Below are 24,046 nucleotides of genomic sequence, written 5' to 3'. Positions count from 1 at the left end.
CTCCTTTTTATGTTGTTACTTTTGATCCGAGTGAGGATCTTGATTAAATCTTTGAGAGATTTTTTTCTCAGTTTTCTTACGCCGTATCCAGCGCTTGAGTATGCCTTCTTCTTTGCGTTCTTGCAGCGTTTCCTTCAAACCTTGAATCATAAATTCCGATCTTCGTCTGTCATCCCGACTAATCTCGCGTAATTCCTTAATAAATTTGTCGTCCATATCTGCCTCTCGCTTATTCAGGATAATCTCATTATACCGAACGTACGTTCTTTTATCAAGTTTTTCCATTACGAATGATTTTCGAGATCCATATAGTGAAAAGAAGCACAGGAACAATACGTGGCATGTGTGAGAATGGTATTAGAGGGTTGGAGCATAATCCTCCAAGTATGAGGTTGAAAAACGCGAGGACTTTATTGCCTGATGTACAGCGAATCTATTCGAAATAAACTGAGGGAATAGGATAAGTCATATTGACAAAGAACTATTATCCTCGCATACTTACGTAATATACTTTATAAAGTATATTTATTAAATAGAGGAATAGTCACATGTGATAAGTATCGCAAAATCATAATCCGCATGAAACAGGGAGGTAAGTATGGATGGTCTACGTTATTATGGCAGTTATAATTTGGGCAGGTACCTATGCAAGTATGGCCTTGTCAAATCAGCCGATGGAAGTGAAACCTGTGAAATCGATGGATGATTTGTTTGAGTGAACAAAGTAGCTCTGCCGATTTCGATCCATTGCCAGCACGATGGAACTCATGTGTTCGAGTAAGGCATTATGTTATGATATGGTGTGAATGACATCCATACCATTGCTTTGGCTCAATTGAACCAGAGTAGAAACGAGAGGGTTATGAAAAAAGCCAACGCTACAATGATGAAATACATCAATTTGAATAATGTGCGTGAAGTCATGCAGCAGATTGAGACGGCGACCAAACCGCAATTAGCTTTATTAACCAATCTTAGTGTTGTTACCATTAATGCGCTGATTCAGGAATTATGTGATGGCGGAGAGTTGTTCCAGGATAAAGTGGTTCCCTCTAACGGCGGTCGTCCTGCTCAGGCATATCGATATAATTATAACTTCAAGCTTGCTTTGGTTCTTTACATCAAAGAGATGAAAGGCCAGGAGTTGATTTCGGCGACGGTCATGAATCTGGAGAATAAGGTTGTGTTGAAGGAAGAGCGCATCTTGCCTGCTTTTGATAAACAGCATATGCTGCAACTTATCGCGCGTTTCGTTACGGAATATCCCTCTATTGATATGATCGGCATCGGTATTCCGGGGCAAGCCGTGGATGGGGACATCACGGTGAGCAGTCATGAAGAGCTTATACATTCACATCTGATACGGGAGATCGAAAGCGAGTTTCAATTGAACGTTCTCGTGGAGAATGATGTGAATGCAGCGATTAGCGGATACTGTACACAGCATGCGGATATGAAGGAACGGAGTGTAGCGGGAATTTATTTTCCGAACCGATACCCGCCGGGTATGGGCATGATGTTGAATGGACAGATGATCCGTGGGAAAAACGGGATGTTTGGTGAGATCAAGTATCTTCCTTATTCACCTGATTGGCACCGTGACATGAGCAAAGATGATTTTGTAGTGAACGTATGTCACATCTTGCAAACGATTAATGCCGTCGTTGCCCCGCACCAGATTGTCATTTATCAGGAACGGGTGGAGAGAGAAGAGCTGGATATGGCGTGGAAACAATACGGGAAGGATCACCCCATGCCGTCGTTGCCTGAGATCGTACATCAGGATTCGTTCCAACATGATTTTGATGCTGGGTTACGAGGAATGGTGCTTCAGGCGTTGAAGTCAGGCATTCTATCAGAAGCCTTATAACCCACAGTTCATGTCTGTGGCTTTTATTTTATAAGCTAACCCTTGTAGAGGAGGATTCATGATGCGTGAAGAAGAGAGAATCATGAAAGGCGTGTTGTTCAGTCCAAGTGATCCCGAATTAAAGATCATCAAAAGGCGGGCCCATAATCTCAGTCAGCGTTACAGTCAGACCTTTGAAGAACAGACTGAGGAAAGGAATCAGATACTACAACAGTTACTGGGGCAGATCGGTGAAGGTGGATTCATGCAAGGCCCCATCTTCTTTCATTATGGTGTCCATACCCGGATAGGCGAGTCTTTCTTCGGTAATTACAATCTGACGATACAAGATGACGCGCAAGTGACGATCGGGGACTATACCAGTTTTGGACCCAACGTTACGATTGTTACCCCCATTCATCCCATGATTGCCAGCGAGCGGAGACAGATGGTGGACCAGAACGGTGATGTGAAGTCGCTATGTTATGCCAAACCGGTCACGATTGGTAACGATGTATGGATCTCGGCAAACGTCACAGTGTGCGGGGGCGTAACGATTGGAGACGGTTGTGTGATTGGAGCAGGTAGCGTGGTGAATCGTGATATTCCACCGCATTCTTTTGCAGCAGGCGTACCGTGCAAAGTTATTCGCAAAATTACTGATGCGGACAGCATGCGAAACTACCCCGATGTTCTGGCAGATTGCCGTGTGCTGGAAGAATAAAAAAGGTTGCCATCAGGATCAAATAGATGATCCTGGTGACAACCTTTTTTTGTTATACGTTTACTTGGAGGCGTTGTATTTACTCAAGAATTCTTTTACTTTTGCAGGATCAGCTTTCAATTCATTCCCGGTCTGAACGAGCGGGCTTACTGTAGAGTATGCTTTGAGTTTGTTGTTCTTGTAGAAACTCAAAATCTCATCCTGATTAATGGAGTACAGCACGGCTTTTCTCAGGTCACTGCTCTTGGCAACTTCACGATTGGCCGTATTGAACAACAGATAGGAGACAGCGTTACTTGGCAAACTTTGCAGTTTCAGTTTGCTGTCATTTTCGATGATGTCATACTTGGTTTCAGGTACACCGTAGTATAAGTGAATTTCACTGCTGCGAAGAGCAGAGAGGGCGCTGTCTGCATCCGCGATGAATCGGACGTTAACCTGAGCAATTTTTGGCTCATCTTCCGTGCCTTTACGGTAAGCCGGATTTTTTAAGAATACACCTTCATAGTCATTTTTATAAGACAAAATATAAGGTCCGCTAGTATAAAGGGTGTTATTGTATGCTGCGCCTTCAGTCACGGTGTTCTGATCACCGTAAGGAATATCTTTGTTGACGTCAAAGGAAGCTACATCATATGTGTTGATGCTCTCCACCTGTTTTTTGGACACGATACCCGCAGATTGGTGAGCCAGATAGTTCAGTACTTGCGGGAAAGGTTCAGTTGTTGTCAGTTTAACGACCTGATATTTACCTGCGCTATTATCTGCTTTGGTTTTGTCCGTCACGAGTTCTGTAATTTTGCTACCCAATCCTTGTTCCAATGCTTCGAGGATTGTGCCGTTACCGCTGGATTGTTTAATGGATTGTAATGCACTCAGATCCGTTACAACCTCAGCTTCTTTGATGTGTTCATGCAGACTGTACGTCCGGTGATCTGGAACGGAATCTTTATTTTTAGCACGATCCATGGAGAAGATCACATCATCTGCACCGACACGTTCTCCTGTATCTACGGCTTTTTTGTTATCAATCTTCGCAAAGTTGATATCGTCTCTGAGAATGAAGTAGTAGTCCGAATTACCTTCAGCAATACTAAAGTTATGGGACAGTGATCCATCTGCTGTCAGCTGATCGTCATCCGTCAAGTTAACGAGACGTACATACATATTGGTGTTCAACTGGTTGATGGAGCCGTCGTTTCCTTTGATTGGATCAAGGGAAGTCAGTACGGATGCACTTTGCGTCAGAATCAACGGATCTTTGGCATTTTTGGAGCTGTCCTTGAACTCAATCGGTTCCCAAGCCATGGCGCGGGATTTGGAGAGACGAACGGTGTCGACATTCAGAATGTCTTGGTTCACAGCCTGACTTTTCAGGGAAATGTACAAAGGAGCGATATACGCCTGATCCGTTACCAAGCGATCTTCCAATTGTTTGTACGTGTCTTTGTACTCATCTGGAGTTTGAGTAGCTGCCTGATCGATGAGTTTATCAAGTTCCCCATCGGCAAGGATACTGTAATCTCCACCTGTTTTGAAAAGGGAACGCACCGCATAATCGGGATTTCCCGTTACCGTTGTCCAGCTGGACAAGGCAATGTCATAATTCCCTGCATCCTGCTGGGATTTGAAGCTGCCGTAATCCGGCTGCAGGTTCAGCTTCACATTGAAGCCGTTTTTAGTAAGCTGGTCGCGTACAATGTTTACATCATTTTCGGAAGAACTCATGGCGAGCAGTTCAATGTCAGCCGGTTTTTGTGCAGTTTCAGTTGTGTCTGCTGGTGCGGTCTCCGCCTGGGATTCGGTTTTCGTTTTTACACTGCAACCAGAAATCACAATGACGAGAATTAATAGCAATGAGATCAGTGTACGTTTTTTCATGGGATTACCCTCCATATCTTGAATGTGTGATGTGTGATTTCTTTTTTCTATATCATTCATTTCAACAACTCATTTAGGCCTTCTCCAGCTTGGGATCAAGCGCATCACGCAGACCGTCACCGAGAAAGTTAAACGAAAGAACCAGCAGAATAATAGCCAAACCTGGATAAATCGCCAGATAAGAGTGGGTCTCCAGGTATGTACTGCCGAGCTTCAGAATGTTACCCCATTCCGGAATATGCGGCTCCACGCCGAGTCCCAGATAACTCAAACTGCTGGTAGCGATAACCGCTCCACCAATCGTGAGTGTGGACTTGATAATCATGGGCGCAAGGGAGTTGGGAATAATGTGTTTGAAAATAATCGTACGATTGTTGTACCCCAGTGCACGTGCAGCTTCCACAAATTCAAAAGTAGATACATAGAGCACACTGGCTCTCATGGTACGGGCGTAAGTTGGGATCGAACCCAGACTCAGCGCCAGAATGAGATTGATCGTATTGGCTCCAAACGCTGCAATAATGGCAATGGCGAGCAGAATTCCCGGAATCGCATAGAGAATATCGAGCAGCCGCATGATGATGTTATCCGTATGCCTTCCGTAGAAACCGGAGAATGCTCCGAGGACTCCACCGATCAACACAGGAATGATGGTCGACATGCAACCTACGATCAAGGAGATCCGGGCACCAAATACAATCCGGGAAAATAAACATCGTCCGAAGTCGTCCGTTCCCAAGGGATACGCAAGGGAAGGGGGTTGAAGCAGAGCCGAGTAGTTATTTTCCACAGCCATGCTGTAATCAAAAGTAAAGAAGCTGCAGATCGATATCGAGAACAGAAAAATGATAAAAAACAAACCGGACATGGCAGTCATATTTGGAGCAAGTCGCTCCCACAGATCATTCCAGAAGTTTGATTTTTGTTTCCCCTGTCTGCGAATTCGTCCAATAATGGAAATGCCGAGTAATAGGGCAAATACATTACCTGTGATTGAGGTCAGAATCAGTACTACACTGACACCGATCATCCAGCGAGGGAGGATAGAGGTCGCGTTATATCGGGATACGATAATCAGTACGACCAGGTCGATGACCAGAATAAATATGAGCACCGCCATGGCTGGCAGAAAGTTGTCAGCCACATAGGGTTTGAAAACATTTAACGCGGATACACCGATGACGAACAGCTGGGTTAACAGCATATACACCGCAAAGGTATACTCCACATTCCTGGCTTTTCGAATCAGATGAAAGGCTGCCGTTACGATAAATATATTGCCTGAAATGATAGCAAACAGTTGAACCCAAGCTAACCTGCGAGTTAAAACAGAGACCGTACCCGTACGGATCAAGTCTTTTCGAATCCGAAGGGTGATGACACTTTGGACCAGTGTGAAGAATACATAGATCCCAAGTATCGTTAGCAGAAATGGTTTGAACGTCTGTCCACTCCAGTCATAACTGTTGAACAGCAGCAAGGCAGTCAAGAGAAGGGACGTGATCCAGGCGAAGCTCGCCTGACTGTATTCTCGAGAAGACTTAAGCCGGAAACGCATTTCTTGTGTTAAGGACGAGTTTGTCATAATACACCTGCTTTAAGAGGTAGTTCAACACACTTTAATATTGTTTCATCTTGGAGCGCACTCTTGGATCAATAAAAGCGTACAGCAGATCAACCGCTACATTGATAATGGAGATCGTAATTGCTGTGTAGATTACTCCGCCCATGATACTCGGAATATCGGGGATGAATTGTTTATCCACAATATAGCTACCGAGACCACTGATATTAAACACTTTCTCCGTCACTGCTGCCCCGCCAAGCATGGCCCCGAATTGAAGTCCAACCACAGTAACGATTGGAATCAATGCATTACGTACAGCGTGTTTCAGCATGACCTGACGTTCGCTTAACCCCTTGGCGCGGGCGGTCATCACATAATCCTCATGAATGACTTCCAGTGTAGAAGACCGGGTCATCCGTGCCACCGCAGCCGTGAGTCCCGTGCCCAGCACAATGGTTGGCATAATGATCGACAGCCAGTTCTGCGGGTTGAAGGTGGCGGGAAGCCACTGTAATTTGATCGAAAAGTTCAGAATGAAAATAAGTCCTTGCCAGAAATTCGGGATCGATAATCCAATCAGAGCGATAAACATAAACGTATAATCGAACCATGAATTAGGCTTAATCGCTGAGATGATACCGATGGGTAATGCAATGACGAGTGCTAAGAGCAGGGAGATGACCGCCAGCGTCAATGTAATTGGAAACTTTCTTGCAATCGTTGCTGTCACGTCTTCATTTCCTGCAAAAGACTTGCCAAGATCGAAGAGAGCAACTCCCTTAATATTGTTCCAAAGCTGTGTAAGATAAGGCTGATCCAAGCCATACACCTGATTGAATGCTGCAATCTGTTCCTGCGTTGCTGTCTCTCCGAGAATGTTAGCTGCCGGGTTGAACGGAGACAGATACAAAATCGTAAATACGAGTGTGGCTACGCCCAGAACGACAAATACCGTCATCAGTATTCTTTCAAATATGTACTTTAGATAAGGATTTCCATACAAAAAGAGGATGCCATACATCAGACAGCCAGGAATAATCGATATCGCGAAAAACCACGGTTTGTCGATAAGGGTGTGGAATGTATCGGCCATCGTAAGACGTTGACTTCCCTGTTCCAGAAGTATGCGAGAAGTCCGCTCCTTCAACTCTTTCTGAACCGTTCCTTCCAACCATTCCTCGGTCTGACGTCTGAATTCTTCCTCACTTGCCTGCTGCTGGAAAAAACGATGTTTGCGTCGCAGCTGTTCTTCGACTTCCAACTTCAGCTTGTTCCGATAGGAAGAAGCGAGCAGTTCTTGCTCAGCCGTCTGCCTGGCAGCTACCCAGCCGTCATTTTTTCGATTCGAACGCCATATTAGAAACACGACCAGATTGATCGGTAATCCAAGAATGAACAGAACATATCGGTAGGAAGGATGAAGCAGCATTTTGCCATAAATAAAACTTAAATTGTGCACCAACCGCGTGAGTCTGCTGCCTTCTGCAAGATTCAAACCAAGCGTGCCTCCTTTCATTCAGGTTTAAATTGCATTATTCCGATTGATATAGTATATATTATTTAGGGTCTAAACAATTGTCAAGGAATTAAATGGTATACATATGAGATGAGTAAATGGGAAAAACGGATGAGAGCTGGTGATGATATGGAACCTTTATTGAAAGTTAATGATCTATCGGTCTCTTTTCATTCTGGAGAGAGTGAGTTTCAGGCAGTGCGAGAAGTAAGTTTTGAAGTGCGAAAAGGCGAGACACTGGGCATTGTAGGAGAATCGGGCAGTGGAAAGAGTGTAACAGCACGTTCCATTATGAGGTTGCTGGCATCGCCGCCTTCACAGATGAAAAATGGAGAGATTCTATTTAAAGGGGTCGACCTGGCCAATAAAACGCAGAAAGAGATGGAGAGCATTCGTGGGCGTGATATTGGTATGATCTTTCAGGACCCGATGAGTTCTCTTAATCCGACTATTAAAGTGGGTAAACAGATCTCCGAAAGTCTGATCAAACACCAGAAGGTGTCCAAAAGGGAAGCCAAGAAACAGGCGATTGCCATGATGGAGCGGGTGGGGATAACTCGTAGTGAAATACGCTACAACCAGTATCCACACGAATTCTCCGGAGGGATGCGTCAGCGGGTCATGATTGGTATTGCACTTGCTTGTCGTCCTGAATTGCTCATTGCCGATGAGCCGACAACCGCACTGGACGTTACCATTCAGGCACAGATTCTTAATTTGATGAAAGATATGCAGGACCAACTGGGCACATCGATTATCCTGATCACGCATGATTTGGGCGTAGTAGCAGGCATGTGTGATCGGGTTGTTGTTATGAAAGAAGGACAGATTGTGGAAACCGGGACTACAACAGAGATTTTTGCTAATCCCAAACACCCGTATACGATTAGACTTCTGAATGCATTACCACGTTTGGATCAGAAGAAAAAGCCAAAACCGGTATCGTTGGTCCCGAGAGATCTGGAAGACGATCAGCCGTTGCTTGAGGTGAAATCACTCAGACAACATTTTAATCTGGGGAAAGGCAATACCTTAAAGGCCGTGAATGATATTAGCTTCCATATTCGTCAAGGAGAGACGCTTGGCGTTGTAGGGGAATCCGGTAGCGGAAAATCAACCACGGGGCGTGCGATTCTGCGACTGCATGAGCCAACAGGTGGAGATGTCCTGTTTAAAGGAGTCCCGCTCAATCGCTTGTCAGCTTCGGAGATGAAAACGATGCGCAGACATATGCAGATTATTTTCCAAGACCCCTATGCTTCTCTGAATCCCAAAATGAGAATTATGGATATCATTGGAGAAGCGCTGGATATCCATCAACTTGCAGGCAATGCCGCTCAGCGGGAGAAGCGGGTAGAGGAACTGCTGGAGATGGTAGGTCTTGATCCCACCCATGCGCAGCGTTATCCACATGAATTCTCAGGTGGTCAGAGACAGCGGATCGGTATTGCGCGAGCTCTGGCTGTGGAGCCGGAATTCATCGTATGTGATGAACCGTTGTCTGCTCTGGATGTGTCGATACAGGCTCAGATCGTACAATTACTTGAAGAGTTGCAGCAGCGACTCGGCTTGACGTATCTCTTCATCGCGCATGACTTGTCCATGGTGAAACATATCAGTGACCGAGTGGCGGTGATGTATAATGGGAAAATTGTGGAGCTGGCGGAAAGTGAAGAACTCTATTCCAACCCGCAACATGCCTATACCAAGGCATTGCTATCTGCTATTCCTGTGCCTGACCCAGCGGTAGAAGCGAAGAAAAAGAGACATGTTGTCAAAGAAACAACAAGAGAAAATGTTGAAGTAGAGGACCGTTATAATCTGGAACATTCCAAGTGGGTAGAAGTCACGGAAGGGCACTGGGTAGCCATATCTAGTTAGATAGTGCAACATATAGTCTGTTTCAACGACAAAAGAACCCCGACGATGATCTCCTCAGATCGTTATCGGGGTTGAGTTATATGTTCTTCATTTAATGGCAGTAATTCGAAATTCAATTATTTGAATTGAACTGATTTCTTGATGGTATCAATCTCCGCTTTGGTCTTATCATCCATGTAAGTGAAGATGAAGTTGAAAGCATACCCTTCAATAATCGTACTATAGTATTCCTGAGTAATGGTCGAACCGTCACCTGCATCCATCGTAATTTGCATCAGATCCATCTCTTTACCACCGATGGTTTCCGTTGTGAATTCCTTATAATCGTAAGGGAACTGGCTATCCACCATGAATTTTTTGGTTGCTTCCAGGTAGTCTTTACCTGTACGAATACCTTGCAACAAGCTTACTTTCTCAGCAATGGCCATAGCGGAAGGGCCAACTTGACCTCCATCCAATGGATACTTTGAAGCCATAAGCAGATTCAATGTTTTCGTCTGAGACAGTTCAATTTGTTTTTTCTTCGTTTCATCATCACCAGCAATCGCTTCGGATGAAGCACTTGTCAGCTCATTCATGCCTGCAGCATCCTGGAACTCCCAAGCTTCCGGGAACTTCAGAGATACGCCAAAGTAGTCATTGGTATAAGAACCTTTTTCTGTAGTCCCCAGCTCCACGTCTTGGGAATTATCAGTTTCCTTGGACTCTTCGCTTGCTGGTTCTGTGTTTTCTGTCTCTTCCGTATTTGCTGTTTCGGAATTAGTACCAGTCGTTGTTTCTTTCGCGGCAGGCTCTTCTGTTGTAGTTGTGTTATCTGCCTTGTCACCGCAAGCGGCTGCAACCAGCATAATCATAATGAGCATGGCGAATAAAGATGCTTTCTTTGGAATTGTCATATTACCCTCCTGAAATGTGTGTGTTTTCTCTCTCTACATCTTGCTTGGTTCTTAAATTGTAGCACAAACGTTCCCATTTACTACCTATAGGAATCTATAGGGGTCTTCTATACATAAGACATTCGGCTAGCAATTGAAACAGCTTCTGTGCTGGATTGCACACCTAATTTGTTGAAAATCACTTTTTTGTGATGATTCACGGTGCATTCCTTGATCTTTAATTTCAAAGCAATGGCTTTTACCGTGAGGCCTCCGGCTATCATCTCCAGAATGGTTAACTGACGCTCGGTGAACTCCACCGCCGGTTTGTTGCACACTTCAGCAGTCTGTTGACTCTGATAACAGTTATGCATGTACGCTGGAATTAGCTTGGCAATGGCAATCAGTTCACCTTGCATATCTGCATTAATGGTGGACACATCCAGATAACCGACATGTTGCGATCCCATGAACAGAGGTGCGGCGTAACAATGCCAGCTTTGAAAATAAGGACTTTCATGCTGCTCGGGCAGCAGCACTACAGGCTCGTTGCTGTCCATCGTTACAGATATGGCGTTAACTCCACAGCTCTGTGCAGTGAAGAACATGCCTGGACGAATGGGGGAATCTTCTACTACAGCTTTAAGATCTGAACTGTAATTCATCGAGAGGAGCACACCGTTGGTATCTGCGAGTAGAAAAAGATAAGTTCCCGTTAAATTCTCTTGGATAACCGAGATACTGTTCTGGAATGCATGAATCAGGAAATGATTGATTTTACGAAGCCTATCCAGACTGGATTTTGGTAAATAGTCGAACGGAGCCGTTCCTGCTGCATGCGAGCAAGTCGGAGACTCTTCGTGTCGTGAGGCAAATGTAATGGCAGGCATGTTGTTTCCTCCTTGCTGCACAGTTCTCATCCAATCGTTTGAATGACGTGTCCTTCTTGGTCCTTAATCTCTGTTCTAACAATCTGAACGATAATATGATCCAATGAAGTTATCTCGAATGTCCCTTCAACCGGACGAAGGTTCTATGCCAGCTCATTAACAATTTGTTTGTTCACCGTCAGGGTAACTTGTCTGTCCGATTCCAATATGGCTGGCTGTTCACCTGCTTCGAAGAGAATATTAGTATCCGGTCCGATCAAGGATAGAGAGGCACCTTTCGAAATTCGGCTACGAAGGATGGTGCCAACTAATACGGCTTGTTTGGCTCCAAGCTGAAGTTTGGCCGGAACCGATTTTTGCAGCAATCTTTTGCGAGGGGACTCCCAACCCAGTTGTTGTATGAATAAAAACGCTGTGCTGGACCCGTCCTGTTCCATTCCATCCTCAACCGCTTGTATAACCGAAGGGATATCTGCGTACGAATTTCTCATCAGATCCGTCACATATTTGGGCATGAACATGGAGGAGGCAGACAGGAAGCCGCGAGCATTCCAGCTTTGAATCATTTCCAGTTCCCGACCTGTAATGCCAACCATCTGAATAAATTGCACTGAACCATTAGGCGTAGAGATCGCGGGTAGGTCCGGATCTTCAATAAACGAGAGAGCAGTCAGCAAAGTGTCGGACTCCAGACAGATGGGGCCATTGGCGTCCATGTAATCTCCTGGCTGAAAGATATTTCCGCTGTTGAACACGTAACGTCCTACATTCTGTAGCAGATTCAGCGCCCAGGCTGGCGGATCAGTCTCTGCTTCACTGCGTGTAAGACGAAAGGTGATCTCAAAACCATACCCGCTCTTGGATGCATCCTGCATCTCTTTTTCATATAATTCAGAGAAACCATAGGTAACAAAATGCCAGTGAGGCATAGGGTTATCGACAGCATAAACGCTAATGCCATCGAGTGGATCGGGACCTCCGAGAATATACGGAAGGGCAGTGCCGTAGTGTTTTGGCTCTTGTTCCCCATACAATTCACGCATGGATTGATCAATCGCATTCCAACCAGATGTGTTTTCTTCCTGCGTCATTATTGAATCCTCCTTGACTGTTCTTTCCCCCGAAAAACATTTAAAATTAAGTCTACCTGTTACAGAAACGGATTCAAGCGGCTTAAGGATGAATTGTGTCAGATAGGACTTCGGTGTTATTAATTTCAATCCAGGGAGTGAAATTACATGAGTATGAAAGGTATCTATTTAAAGTGGGGGAGTACGCTTTTGAATGTATGGCGAAAGATATCCCGGTTTTAGGGGACCAAAGTCCCGCTGTTTACCTGGAAACGGAGGAAGGAGCGCAGGCATTAAGGGCAGCGATTATGCGTATGCCACGTTAATTTTTTCGATGGTGAGAGTGTGTGAACGATCATATGATCTAGTGAAGTTGATTTTGCAAAATAGATATGTTACGCTTACATTACAAGAGCAAACACAACAGAATATGCAATAACATCTTTTGATGGATTGTAACTGTGAAGACAGGCAAAACCTAAACTGATGGTGAAATGAAAGCTCCTTTTTTTGGTGCTATTTTACCTTGAGTTTAGGTTTTTCTTGTTTTCTGCTCTAAATCACACCATTTTTTACCTGGAAAAACCAAAATAAATTTCGAAAAGAGGTTTTTGTTCATGACCACGGCAAAAAAAGGATTCCCCGAAAACTTCCTATGGGGCGGCGCTACAGCTGCCAATCAATTGGAGGGTGCATTCGATAAGGACGGCAAAGGCCTCTCCACAGCGGACATGATCGCTCATGTTCCCAAAGAGAAGCGTACAGGCGGACATGCTATGGAAATTTCCTCTTCCCGAATCGAAGAGATCCTCTCCGGCAAATTTGAAGAACGTTTCCCGAAACGTTTTGGTATCGATTTCTACCATCACTTTAGAGAAGATATTGCATTGTTCGCTGAAATGGGCTTCAAAGTATTCCGTTTGTCCATTCACTGGGCACGTATTTTCCCGAACGGTTATGATCAAGAGCCGAATGAAGCAGGCTTGAAATTCTATGATGAAGTATTCGACGAATTGTTGAAATATGGCATCGAGCCGCTCGTTACATTGTCTCACTATGAGACACCGCTTGGCTTGACGCAAAAATATAACGGCTGGGCTGGCCGTGAAGTAATCCAGCACTATGTTCGGTATGCAGAAACGGTGTTCAACCGTTATAAAAATAAAGTGAAATACTGGCTGACGTTTAATGAAATTAACGTCATGCTGTTCAGCCCGTACACTGGCGGAGGCATTCTGATCGATAAAGTGGACAACAAACTGCAAACAACATATCAAGCGCTGCATCACCAATTTGTAGCAAGTGCATTGGTAACGAAGCTTGCTCACGAGATTATGCCTGGTTCCCAAGTGGGTTGTATGCTTGCTCGTATGGAAACTTATGCAGCAACATGTAATCCGGTAGATGTTCGTCTGGCTCAACACGAGAATCAGATTAACCTGTTCTTCACGGACATGCATGCTCGTGGTAAATACCCGAACTACATGGCTCGTTATTTTGAAGAAAACGACATCGTGATCCAAAAAGAAGCAGGCGATGACGAGATCTTGCTGAACAATACTGTTGATTTCATCTCCTTCAGTTACTACATGTCCGTAACTAAATCTGCATCCGCAGACAAGGAAGAAACAACAGGTAACCTGACTGGCGGCGTGAAAAACCCTTATCTGGAAGCGTCCGACTGGGGCTGGGAGATCGATCCGATCGGTCTGCGCGTAACGCTGAACAACTTCTGGGATCGTTACCAGAAACCATTGTTCATCGTAGAAAATGGTCTGGGTGCATATGACCGTGTTGAAGAAGACGGTTCTATTCATGACTCCTATCGTGTGGATTACCTGAAAAAACACATCGAACAAATGAAAGAAGCCATCAAAGACGGCGTGGACCTGATCGGATTCACAGCCTGGGGCCCGATTGACCTTGTGAGCATGTCCACTTCCGAAATGTCCAAACGTTATGGTTTCATCTACGTGGATCTGGATGACGAAGGTAACGGAACACTCAAACGTTCCAAGAAAGATTCATTCGACTGGTACAAAAACGTAATCTCCAGCAATGGTGAGCAACTGTAGTTCTCTCGTTTTCAGGATTGTTACCGCATAAAAAGCGGGCAAAACCTAACACGAAAGTTGGCATGGAAGGAATCTGATGTTCCTCCTAACGGCCCTTTTAGTTGGAGATTGTCCGCTTTTTCCTGTCTGCAAAGGATAGAGTAATACATTTAGACAAAGAATGAAAATACGTTAATTAGAGAGGAATGATTGACATGACAACACTATTTCCGAAGGACTTCCTATGGGGCGGCGCTGTAGCAGCCAACCAACTTGAAGGAGCTTATAATACAGATGGTAAAGGCCTATCTGTTCAAGATGTAATGCCACACGGGATTACAACGCCTAGAACGGAAGCACCTACAGAAGATAACTTGAAACTGATCGGAATTGACTTTTATAACCGTTATAAAGAGGATGTTAAACTGTTTGCTGAAATGGGCTTCAAAGTGTTCCGTACATCCATCGCGTGGTCCCGTATCTTCCCTAAAGGCGATGAATTGGAGCCAAACGAGAAAGGTCTGCAATTCTATGATGACCTGTTCGATGAGTGTCACAAATACGGTATTGAACCACTCGTAACGATCTCTCACTATGAGACACCGCTGCATCTGTCCAAAACGTATGATGGCTGGGTTAACCGTAAAATGATCGAGTTCTACGAGCGTTATGTAACAGTGCTGTTTAACCGTTTCAAAGGCAAAGTGAAATACTGGCTGACATTCAATGAGATTAACTCCATCCTGGAGGAACCATTCATGAGCGGCGGCATCTATACGCCAAAAGCAGAACTGTCCAAACAGGATCTGTACCAAGCGATCCATCATGAATTGGTAGCTAGTGCCTTGGCTGTAAAACTGGGTCATGAAATTATGCCTGAAGCCAAAATCGGCTGTATGGTACTGAGCATGCCTACGTATCCGTTGACTCCGAACCCGGATGATGTGGTTGCAGCTATGCATGCGGAACAGCGCAATGATATCTTTGCTGATATCCATGCACGTGGTTATTATCCAAAATACATTAATCGTTATTTCAAAGCGAATAATATCAATATTAAGTTTGAAGACGGCGATGCTGAAATTCTGAAGCATACCGTAGACTTTATCTCGTTCAGTTATTATGTAAGTATCTGTGAGACTGGTGATCCCGAGAAACGTATCGAAGGAAAAGGAAACCTGTTCGCAGGTGTGCAAAACCCTTATCTGAAAGCGAGTGAGTGGGGCTGGCAGATCGATCCGCAAGGACTGCGCGTAACCTTGAACAAATACTGGGACCGTTATCAAAAACCATTGTTTATTGTCGAAAATGGTCTGGGCGCAGTCGATGAGCTGATTACGGACGAAAATGGCAATAAAACGGTGAACGATGATTACCGTATTCAATACTTGAATGACCATCTGGTACAGGTTGGCGAAGCTCTTGAGGATGGCGTAGAAGTGATGGGTTATACGTCATGGGGCTGTATTGACCTAGTAAGTGCTTCAACAGCAGAGATGAAGAAACGTTATGGTTTCATCTATGTAGACCGCAACAATGACGGTTCAGGAACATTGGATCGTTACAAGAAAAAATCATTCCATTGGTACAAGGAAGTTATTAGTACAAATGGCGCGAGTCTTAAGAATGACAACGAGTAAATACTAGTTCTATAAGCATAGTTGTGCAAGCACCTTCTGATGTCACATTAACGCACATTAACCGCTTTCACAAAAACATTGTCATATGGATAATTATATGGTAAGATGGGCCTAAGGCTAATGAATACTGGATTGTTACTGTTCAATCAGGCAAAACCAGAAGCGGGGCATATTTCGTGACCTGCTTTGGTTTTGCCTTTTACTACTTTGACGGTGCAAGGTGATGTGAAGAAATGAAAATTGAGAAGGTGCTGAACAACAACGTAGTTACCGTAATTGATCCGGGAGGAAACGAACTGGTCGTTATGGGACGTGGAATTGCCTTCAAAAAGCATACTGGTGAATCGATTGACGAGAGTCTCGTCGAAAAAATATTCTCGCTTGAAAGTAAGGAAGTATCACAGAAACTTAAAACACTTCTGTCTGATATCTCGGTTGAATATGTCGAGTGCTCGGATGAGATTATCCGTTATGCCGAGACGGTATTAGGTGAGAAGCTGCATGAAAGCATCTACATTTCACTGACGGATCATATTCATTTTGCCATTGATCGACATCGTCAAGGATTGCAGATCCGTAACGCATTGTTCTGGGAGATCAAGCGCATGTACCGGAAGGAATATGCCATTGGACTCAAGGCGCTACAGATTATTGAGGAAACGTTAGGTGTCCTGCTTCCCGAAGACGAATGCGCATTCATTGCAATGCATCTGGTTAATGCCCAGATGAACGGTGAGATGAGGGAAACGATCAGTATTACGAACATTGTTAAGGACATACTTAACATCGTAAGACGTAGCTTTGTGATTGAACTTGATGAAGATTCATTGAGTTATTATCGATTTTTAACTCATCTGAAGTTCTTTGCCCAGCGTGTGTTGCAAGGAACGGCGATTGAAGATAAAGAAGAAGATAATCCGCTTCATGACTTGGTGAGCAAGCAGTATCCGGAAGCACATGCATGTGCAGTAAGGATCAGTGACTATACGCGTAAGATCTATAATCGGGTGTTGTCCAAGGAAGAAATACTGTATCTGACCATTCATATTGAACGAATTGTCAGAAATGAACAAACAATTGAATAAAGTTGGGATTGTTACTGCTAAAAAGGCAAAACCTAAACGTTGAATAATGATAAGCTTTTCTGCTTTGTCATTATTCAGTGTTTAGGTTTTTTTTTAACCTTCATTACACATAAAAGGAGCAAAACACAATGGATAAACAACAATTGTCCAAGGATATTTTGAAGCTTGTTGGTGGCGAAGAGAATATCGATCAAGTCACACACTGTATGACAAGACTCAGATTTAACCTGAATGACAACCAAAAAGCGGACAAAGCGACGCTGAAAAATACACCAGGCGTTATGGGCGTGATGGAGAACGGTGGACAGTTCCAGGTTATCATCGGTAACGATGTGCCTATCGTGTATAACGCACTCGTTGGCAACATGTCGAAATCACCAAACGCAGATAATGCAACCTCAAGCGCTTCAACTGGGGAGAAGAAAAAGAGAAATCCAATAAGTGCATTGTTCGACTTCATCTCAGGTATGTTTACACCAATTCTGCCTGCGATTACGGGTGCAGGTATGATCAAAGGGATCGTGGCCATCCTTGTCGCAGTTGGATGGTTGTCCGATACCAGCTCGACCTACATCATTTTGTCTGCAATCGGTGACGGTGCGTTCTACTTCCTGCCAATCATTCTGGCGATTAGTGCTGCACGTAAGTTGGGCAGTAATATGTATATTGCTGCGGCGCTTGCTGCGGGCATTATGCACCCGACCATTACAGCATTGCTGGCCGATGGTCACAACTCATCCTTCATGGGGATTACAGTCATAGCGGCAACGTATTCTTCTACAGTTATTCCGATTGTTCTGGCCGTTTGGATTGCTTCATATGTAGAGAAAGCCGTTGATCGTGTTATACATGCTTCACTTAAGTTACTCATTGTTCCAACAGTTACCTTGTTAATTATGGTTCCACTGACGTTGATGACCGTTGGACCACTCGGTACCGTTCTTGGTAATGGTTTGTCTGGTGGTATCTCATGGTTGTTCGACAACATGTCCATCTTCGCAAGTATCTTGATTGGTGGTACGATGTCACTGCTGATCATTACAGGTATGCACTATGCATTGTTGCCAATCGTTGTAGGTTCAATGACAACACTGGGTTACGACTTTATTATTCCACTGATGTTTGCAGCTAACTTGGCACAAGGTGGTGCAGCATTTGGTGTAGGTCTCAGATCGAGAAATAGCAAAACCAAATCCCTAGCCTATTCCACGGGTCTTACGGCTATTATGGGGATCACGGAACCAGCGATGTACGGTATCAACATGAAGTTCAAAAAACCATTTATCGCAGCTCTCAGCGGGGGCGCTATTGCTGGTGCATTCATGGGAATCTTCAATGTTAAATCGTATGTTATTACAGGACTTGCAGGTCTGCCGAGTATTGCGGCATTTGTCAGTCCAGCAATTAGCACATTGATTTATGCTTTGGTTGGTGGTTTGATTGCCATCGTAGCGGCAGCGATCATTACGTATATCTTGGGCTTCCAAGAAGAAAATGCATCGGAGCCAGTAGCTGCACCAGCAGCTGAGCCGGCAACACCAGCAGCAACAACTTCTGCTGCTGTAACTGAAGAAGCAAAAGCACAAGATGAGCAAGTATTCAGCCCGATCACAGGTGAAGTTAAACCGCTGAGCGAAGTGCCAGACCCTGCGTTCTCTGAAGAGATTATGGGTAAAGGATTCGCGATTCAACCATCTGAAGGTCGCGTCGTATCTCCGATCAACGGAACCGTGTTCTCGTTATCGAAGAGTGGACATGCCATTGGTCTGGTAAGTGATACAGGCGCAGAGATGTTGATTCATATCGGGATTGATACCGTGAAGCTGAAAGGTCAGTTCTTCTCTCCTAAAGTTCAAGCAGGTGCGAAGGTTGCCGTAGGTGATGTACTGATGGAGTTTGACCGGGAAGAGATCGAAAAAGCCGGTTACACAACGATCACACCAGTCATTATTACAAACATGCATCAGTATGAGTCGATTGAGTCTGCTGGTCGCACTACGATCAAAGAAAAAGACTTGTTGTTCACAGCTAAAGCTTAACCATAAAAATGAAACAGCAGCTTCACCGGAATGTAATCCGGTAAAGCTGCTGTTTTTTTGCTTATAGCCTTTTACATGGGAAGCATACCCTGGACCAGTTGCACAAAGTGTTGTGCAGGCTTGGACAGATAACGGTTCTGCAGCCACACCAGCGCCGAGCCAACCGTGGAATGCTGATCCTGGATGCGATATACGTGGAATGGGTGCTCGGGATATAGCTGTAGTACCGTGTGAGGCACGATGGAACTGGCGAAGCCGAGTCGGACCAGCTCGAGCAACATATTAATGTCTGAGCACTCACCCATGATGGAGGGGGTAACCTGATGCTCCCGGAACTTGCCCAGAATCAACTCGAACATGCCGAGTCCCTCTGTACTTGGAAGCAGTAGAGGGATACCTGTAAGCTGCTCAAAATAAGTCCCCATCTCCACTCCTGGTCCCATCTCTGTCGGACTATCAAGCGGTGTTGAAGAAATATAGAAGAGTCGCTCCTGTGGCAGATGCAGCACCTCATAACGTTCAGTCTGGACAGGCATGCGTACACAGGCAAGTTCAACTTTGCCATCTTCCAGCAATCGGCATAATTGCGCAGATTCATTTTGTTGAATTTTATAGGTAACCTGTGGGTGGGTGGTGCGAAACTGTTGCAGTGCTTGAGGGATCAGGCGATCCGATATGGTATTGATGCCGATGGCGAGTTTGCCCCGTATGCCGTGACGGAAACTTTGCATCTCCATTACAGCTTCCTCCATATATTTGGTCAATGTAACGGCATAATCATAGAAGCTGCGACCCGCCTGCGTTAGCTCCATCATGCGCCCTTTGCGTTCAAATAGAATCACACCAAGCTCTTCTTCCATTAACTTAAGCTGCTGGCTTAAGGGTGGCTGAGCCATGTGAAGTCTTCGGGCTGCTGCTGTAATCTGTTTCTCCTCAGCAATGGCAATGAAATAGCGACATTGTTTGATATCCAAGTGGTTGTTCTCCTTCGCCTGCAATGTATATGTAATTCGTATGGAAAGGCAACAAAACATGTATTTTTAATATACTACGATCTTATGTTACCATACATTAGATTTGCATACCTGACTAACAGGGTTTGGTTTCTATATGAATATTACTGCATGAGAAAGACCTTGAATTGGAGGAAAAAACAACGTGGTTAGAACAATACATGATGCTGCTCAAGCGGGCCATACCGATGAGGTCATTCGATTTATCACACAACAGGGTAGCCGGTTGAATGAACGGGATGCATTGGGGCGGACACCTCTGCTGGCTGCGGTGCACGGTAACAAGATAGACACGGCAAGGATGTTAGTGGACGCCGGAGCGGACATTAATCTTCAGGATGCACGATTGGACAACCTGCTGTTATACGCGAGTGCTGAGGGTATGTATGACATGGTTGAATTGGCGATTACAGCAGGTGCAGATACGAGGTTAACGAATCGTTTTGGCGGCACAGCCCTTATCCCAGCAGCGGATCGGGGCCATGTAGACATTGTGGAGCTTCTGCTGACACGCAGTGATGTGGATGTGAACCATATCAACAACCTGGGGTGGACAGCCTTGCTGGAAGCGGTCATTTTGGGAGATGGTGGGCCGCGTCACCAACAGATTGTTGCCTTGCTTTTGCAATATGGTGCAGATCCAAAGATCGCGGATCGGGACGGGATTACACCGCTTGCACATGCGCGCAAGAATCAATATACCGAAATGGAACGACTATTAACCCAAGTCTGAAGCGACTTATACATTTATGATACAGAACAGTGAAAGGATATTCCTAACGAATGAACAGACATCTAGAGCAGTTTTCACAAAAGAATATGAAGGACGTATCTTCACTGATTTTGGCGGGCATACAGTGGTTTTTCTTCCTGTTTACCAATACCGTTGTTGTTCCGTTATCGATTGGACATAATTTTCATCTGTCCCCGGATGCGATCGCTGCCTCCATGCAGCACGCATTTATCCTTACCGGAGCAGTGTGTATTCTTCAAGCCTTATTTGGTCATCGATATGCGATTATGGATGGTCCGTCAGGGTTATGGTGGGGATTGACGCTAAGTTTGACGGTATCTGCTTCATCGGCCGGTATGAGTCTGGAGCGTATTGGCGGTGGGTTGGCTGCAGGTTTTCTGTTAGCAGGACTAACGATGATGATTCTGGGCTGGCTGGGGGCAGCGCAAGTGTTGCAAAAGCTGTTCACACCTATGGTGAAGAGTGCCATGCTATTTCTGATGACGATTCAACTGACCATGAACTTTTTCAAAGGCATGATTGGATATACGGAGTTTGGCCGCTTCGATCTGCCTGTTGCCGCATTATCCGTTGTCATTGCATTTCTTGTGGCATGGATTCAATTGAAGGGCAGGGGGAAACTGGGGAACTACGCAATCTTGATTGGGATTGTGGCAGGCTGGATCGCGTATAGTCTATTGTTCCCTGGACAGCATAGCGGACAGCCGAATCAGACAACAACAGGCCTAACGCTGTTTCCATGGGGAGCACCCAGATGGGAACCGGGCATTGTCATTACTGCTTTCTTCGTAGGGCTGGTGAACATGACGAATTCGATCACCACATTAAGCACAGTTGAGAAACTATACCGGACAGAAACAACAAGCCGTCAGTATAGGCATTCCTATGCACTAACGGGTCTGTTCACGATGTTGTCAGCCTGTGTAGGTGTGCTGCCCTTTGGTTTATTTGCATCATCGATCGGGTTCCTGGAGAGTACTCGCATTCTGCGTCGTGCTGCCTTGATTATTGGAGCGGGGATGTTATGTGTGATAGGTCTTACACCTTCAGTGACAGCATTTTTTGCACAAATACCACCTAGCGTCGGCAGTGCTGTTCTGTTCGTGGCTTATCTTCAGATGTTCGGCACGGCACTTAGAACGCTTGAAGGTACGACGTTTAATTCTAAAACGATCTATCGTGTAGCGCTGCCGGTCCTCACGGGAGTTGCTGTCATGAATATTCCTGCTGAGGCCTTTCAAACCTTGCCCATGTATCTTATTCCGATCATAAGCAACGGTCTCGTCATTGGGGTATTGGTCTCACTCGTTCTCGAAAAAACCGTGAACTGGTCCAAAATGGAACAACCAGTGACAGTTAGTAAAGCAGCTTAAAGAGTTTCATCTTGCGACAGTCCAATTTGATTGGGCTGTTTTTTTGTTGTTCTTTTTGTTATCAGGTTATATGGCTAGTTCACTATTTCACGATGATTTTACCTTGTCCTGCAAGCATTCGCATCTCTCGGGAGAGACGGTCCTGGTTCCTATCCTGCATTTCGAGTTGAACACCATAATGCCATGAGGTATTTTTTTCTTGACCCCAGCGGAGAGTGCCTTCCATATATAGAGGGTCTTCAAAGAGCAGCATATTCATTCCAATCCGAATATCGTTATTCTCTACAGGAAGGGACAGCGGAAATGACAGCTGACAGCCGGATCGACTGATATCGCAGAGTTCGGCCTGAATGGGTTTGGCTGGTGCGTTAACCCCGTTGATGCTGAGAATATAGATCTCAAAGTGGATCGGTTCCTTCAATGTGTAGCGAAAGGGTTCTTTTCTATTGTTAATTGACATGGCTTGGCTTCCTCCATCAGGTTCAAAAAAAGTCAGTTATGCTTATATCGACCATTTGGAGCGAGAAATGAAGAGTTGCGCAAGCAGAGATGGTCCATGGGTTCCTTTTACACGTGTACCAGGCTTGATATAATGATGGAATATATTTCTGAGGTCAGACCTGGATCAGGCAGAAGGGACGGGCGAATATGAGAGGAACATTTCAAATGGTTACAGATACGGCAACATTGTGCCTGTATGATCTGGCAGCGTTAAAACATCGGCTTGAGGATACTTCGGACTGGTGGTCCATTCCAGTGGATGAGCTGGCTGAGGTGAATGCAGGGCATTGTCTGTTCTTGAATCTGGGTGCGGATGGAGTGTATGAGGTGGAATGGAGCCTGGAGGATGTAGAGGAGGATTCAGATCCAGATCACGCAGCGGAACGGGAAAAGGTGTATCATCTGCAAGTTCCGTCTGGGCACGTCTATCTGGGAGCGGCGGATGATGTCACTGGCGGTGAATTGGAGCCGGATGAGACGTGTGAAGGGGTTCTGTTCCAGTTAAAGCCCGGAAATTATGCGTGTATCATCTCCAGAGAAGCCAGTCGGATCACCATTGTCATGACACCAAGTAATCAGGGAAATAACATGCTGGATGATTTAATCCGGATATAGTGTACATATACGAACAGGAGGGATTCATATGCAGGATTGGAACGAGATAACGATGATGAATGCAGATGCCCTGCGTAAACAAATGAGAATGCTCGCTGCTTTGGATATCATCTTTTCAGAGGAAAAATGGTTACGCGTACATCATTATGAAGCTGAACTTCAGCCAGGTGTGGCATGGGGAAGCATCAATAACGGCGCAGGTGATCATCTGCATGTATTGTTTACGAACTCAGGCACGTTGATCAAAGGATTCGATCATGAGTCACCCTTGAGCCCACATGCTCGTGAGGACGGCGAAATCTATCCGGGCATGTACGATGAAGTACCAGAGGTCTTGATGGCAGTTCTGCGAGATCAGGAGGAAACATTGGATCTGGAGGATGTGACCTTTTGCCTATGGCAGGAAGGGAACGACTTGCCATGGAAGGTTGGTAACTGGATTCAGCTGGCGATGGCCGAGGAAGACAAAGCGGACGCCAGAGGTGGCGCAGAATTTTTACTGGGATATTTGGAGAAGAACCCGGTAGATTACGTTGATTGGGCCAAAGGGTACTATGACTTGCCGGATCTGCCGTTGGAAGCCGTAGCTGAAGTATATGAAGGAAAACCGGTGACCGTCAGCCTGATTAAGCAGTTGTGTCCTGAGCGAGATGTGGCAGCCACACTGGGTGAGTTGCAGCAACGCGGGTACGCCGTCGAACAAACGTAACAGAGTAAAG

Annotated in this window: 19 protein-coding genes and 1 pseudogene; 11 read left to right on the top strand and 9 right to left on the bottom strand. The window is 45.2% G+C overall.

Annotated elements, in window-relative coordinates:
• Positions 1–15: 15 nt before the first annotated feature.
• Positions 16–216: a hypothetical protein gene (locus tag J2Z28_RS01765; protein ID WP_026080945.1), complete on the bottom strand. Its 201-nt coding sequence runs from the start codon at positions 214–216 to the stop codon at positions 16–18.
• 646 nt (positions 217–862) lie between these two features.
• Between J2Z28_RS01765 and J2Z28_RS01760 the strand changes: the two genes are divergently transcribed.
• Together J2Z28_RS01760 and J2Z28_RS01755 are read left to right on the top strand one after the other, a co-directional pair.
• Positions 863–1,870 carry an ROK family protein gene (locus J2Z28_RS01760; RefSeq protein WP_211080938.1) on the top strand — a complete coding sequence of 336 codons (1,008 nt, stop codon included), beginning with the start codon at positions 863–865 and terminating at the stop codon, positions 1,868–1,870.
• Positions 1,871–1,928: 58 nt separating this feature from the next.
• The gene (locus J2Z28_RS01755) at positions 1,929–2,573 is read left to right on the top strand and encodes a sugar O-acetyltransferase (RefSeq protein WP_244988038.1); all 645 of its coding nucleotides are present in this window, start codon (positions 1,929–1,931) and stop codon (positions 2,571–2,573) included.
• A gap of 60 nt (positions 2,574–2,633) precedes the next feature.
• On the opposite strand, the gene J2Z28_RS01750 is transcribed toward J2Z28_RS01755, so the two are convergent.
• From J2Z28_RS01750 to J2Z28_RS01740, 3 genes are all read right to left on the bottom strand, one after another.
• Positions 2,634–4,454, bottom strand: coding sequence for an ABC transporter substrate-binding protein (locus J2Z28_RS01750; RefSeq protein ID WP_211080937.1), 1,821 nt, complete (start codon positions 4,452–4,454; stop codon positions 2,634–2,636).
• Between the two features lie 73 nt (positions 4,455–4,527).
• Positions 4,528–6,039, bottom strand: a complete 1,512-nt coding sequence (locus tag J2Z28_RS01745; RefSeq protein WP_211080936.1) for an ABC transporter permease — start codon at positions 6,037–6,039, stop codon at positions 4,528–4,530.
• 34 nt (positions 6,040–6,073) lie between these two features.
• Positions 6,074–7,516 (bottom strand): ABC transporter permease, encoded by a 1,443-nt coding sequence (locus J2Z28_RS01740; protein WP_244988037.1) that lies wholly within the window; start codon positions 7,514–7,516, stop codon positions 6,074–6,076.
• 150 nt (positions 7,517–7,666) lie between these two features.
• Here J2Z28_RS01740 and J2Z28_RS01735 point away from each other — a divergent pair, with 150 nt between their 5' ends.
• Positions 7,667–9,418, top strand: coding sequence for an ABC transporter ATP-binding protein (locus J2Z28_RS01735; protein ID WP_244988058.1), 1,752 nt, complete (start codon positions 7,667–7,669; stop codon positions 9,416–9,418).
• Between the two features lie 116 nt (positions 9,419–9,534).
• Here J2Z28_RS01735 and J2Z28_RS01730 read toward each other — a convergent pair whose 3' ends face one another.
• The 3 genes and pseudogenes from J2Z28_RS01730 to J2Z28_RS01720 all read right to left on the bottom strand — a co-directional run bounded on the left by J2Z28_RS01730 (position 9,535) and on the right by J2Z28_RS01720 (position 12,274).
• A complete protein-coding gene (locus tag J2Z28_RS01730) occupies positions 9,535–10,314 on the bottom strand; it encodes a hypothetical protein (protein ID WP_211080934.1) in 780 nt (259 codons plus the stop codon).
• Positions 10,315–10,421: 107 nt separating this feature from the next.
• Positions 10,422–11,183, bottom strand: a complete 762-nt coding sequence (locus tag J2Z28_RS01725; protein ID WP_211080933.1) for a LuxR C-terminal-related transcriptional regulator — start codon at positions 11,181–11,183, stop codon at positions 10,422–10,424.
• A gap of 26 nt (positions 11,184–11,209) precedes the next feature.
• Positions 11,210–12,274 (bottom strand): annotated as a pseudogene (locus J2Z28_RS01720) (suppressor of fused domain protein).
• Positions 12,275–12,870: 596 nt separating this feature from the next.
• On the opposite strand from J2Z28_RS01720, the gene J2Z28_RS01715 reads away from it, so the two are divergent.
• The 4 genes from J2Z28_RS01715 to J2Z28_RS01700 all read left to right on the top strand — a co-directional run bounded on the left by J2Z28_RS01715 (position 12,871) and on the right by J2Z28_RS01700 (position 19,071).
• Positions 12,871–14,328, top strand: a complete 1,458-nt coding sequence (locus J2Z28_RS01715; protein ID WP_211080932.1) for a glycoside hydrolase family 1 protein — start codon at positions 12,871–12,873, stop codon at positions 14,326–14,328.
• Between the two features lie 194 nt (positions 14,329–14,522).
• On the top strand, positions 14,523–15,947 hold the full coding sequence (locus J2Z28_RS01710) for a glycoside hydrolase family 1 protein (RefSeq protein WP_415841476.1): 1,425 nt from the start codon (positions 14,523–14,525) through the stop codon (positions 15,945–15,947).
• Between the two features lie 233 nt (positions 15,948–16,180).
• A complete protein-coding gene (gene licT / locus J2Z28_RS01705) occupies positions 16,181–17,032 on the top strand; it encodes a BglG family transcription antiterminator LicT (RefSeq protein WP_211080931.1) in 852 nt (283 codons plus the stop codon).
• A gap of 128 nt (positions 17,033–17,160) precedes the next feature.
• Positions 17,161–19,071 carry a beta-glucoside-specific PTS transporter subunit IIABC gene (locus tag J2Z28_RS01700; RefSeq protein ID WP_211080930.1) on the top strand — a complete coding sequence of 637 codons (1,911 nt, stop codon included), beginning with the start codon at positions 17,161–17,163 and terminating at the stop codon, positions 19,069–19,071.
• 71 nt (positions 19,072–19,142) lie between these two features.
• Here J2Z28_RS01700 and J2Z28_RS01695 read toward each other — a convergent pair whose 3' ends face one another.
• The gene (locus J2Z28_RS01695) at positions 19,143–20,045 is read right to left on the bottom strand and encodes a LysR family transcriptional regulator (protein WP_211080929.1); all 903 of its coding nucleotides are present in this window, start codon (positions 20,043–20,045) and stop codon (positions 19,143–19,145) included.
• Between the two features lie 184 nt (positions 20,046–20,229).
• On the opposite strand from J2Z28_RS01695, the gene J2Z28_RS01690 reads away from it, so the two are divergent.
• Both J2Z28_RS01690 and J2Z28_RS01685 read left to right on the top strand, forming a co-directional pair.
• Positions 20,230–20,817 carry an ankyrin repeat domain-containing protein gene (locus J2Z28_RS01690; RefSeq protein WP_211080928.1) on the top strand — a complete coding sequence of 196 codons (588 nt, stop codon included), beginning with the start codon at positions 20,230–20,232 and terminating at the stop codon, positions 20,815–20,817.
• 50 nt (positions 20,818–20,867) lie between these two features.
• A complete protein-coding gene (locus J2Z28_RS01685; protein ID WP_244988035.1) occupies positions 20,868–22,211 on the top strand; it encodes a uracil/xanthine transporter in 1,344 nt (447 codons plus the stop codon).
• Between the two features lie 82 nt (positions 22,212–22,293).
• Here J2Z28_RS01685 and J2Z28_RS01680 read toward each other — a convergent pair whose 3' ends face one another.
• The gene (locus J2Z28_RS01680) at positions 22,294–22,671 is read right to left on the bottom strand and encodes a PilZ domain-containing protein (RefSeq protein ID WP_211080927.1); all 378 of its coding nucleotides are present in this window, start codon (positions 22,669–22,671) and stop codon (positions 22,294–22,296) included.
• Between the two features lie 188 nt (positions 22,672–22,859).
• On the opposite strand from J2Z28_RS01680, the gene J2Z28_RS01675 reads away from it, so the two are divergent.
• Together J2Z28_RS01675 and J2Z28_RS01670 are read left to right on the top strand one after the other, a co-directional pair.
• On the top strand, positions 22,860–23,327 hold the full coding sequence (locus tag J2Z28_RS01675) for a DUF6386 family protein (protein ID WP_211080926.1): 468 nt from the start codon (positions 22,860–22,862) through the stop codon (positions 23,325–23,327).
• 28 nt (positions 23,328–23,355) lie between these two features.
• Positions 23,356–24,036, top strand: a complete 681-nt coding sequence (locus J2Z28_RS01670) for a hypothetical protein (RefSeq protein WP_211080925.1) — start codon at positions 23,356–23,358, stop codon at positions 24,034–24,036.
• Positions 24,037–24,046: the final 10 nt, after the last annotated feature.

Source organism: Paenibacillus xylanexedens, from assembly GCF_017874615.1.
GTDB classification, from domain to species: domain Bacteria; phylum Bacillota; class Bacilli; order Paenibacillales; family Paenibacillaceae; genus Paenibacillus; species Paenibacillus xylanexedens.
This window is presented reverse-complemented; position numbering and strand designations above follow the sequence as displayed.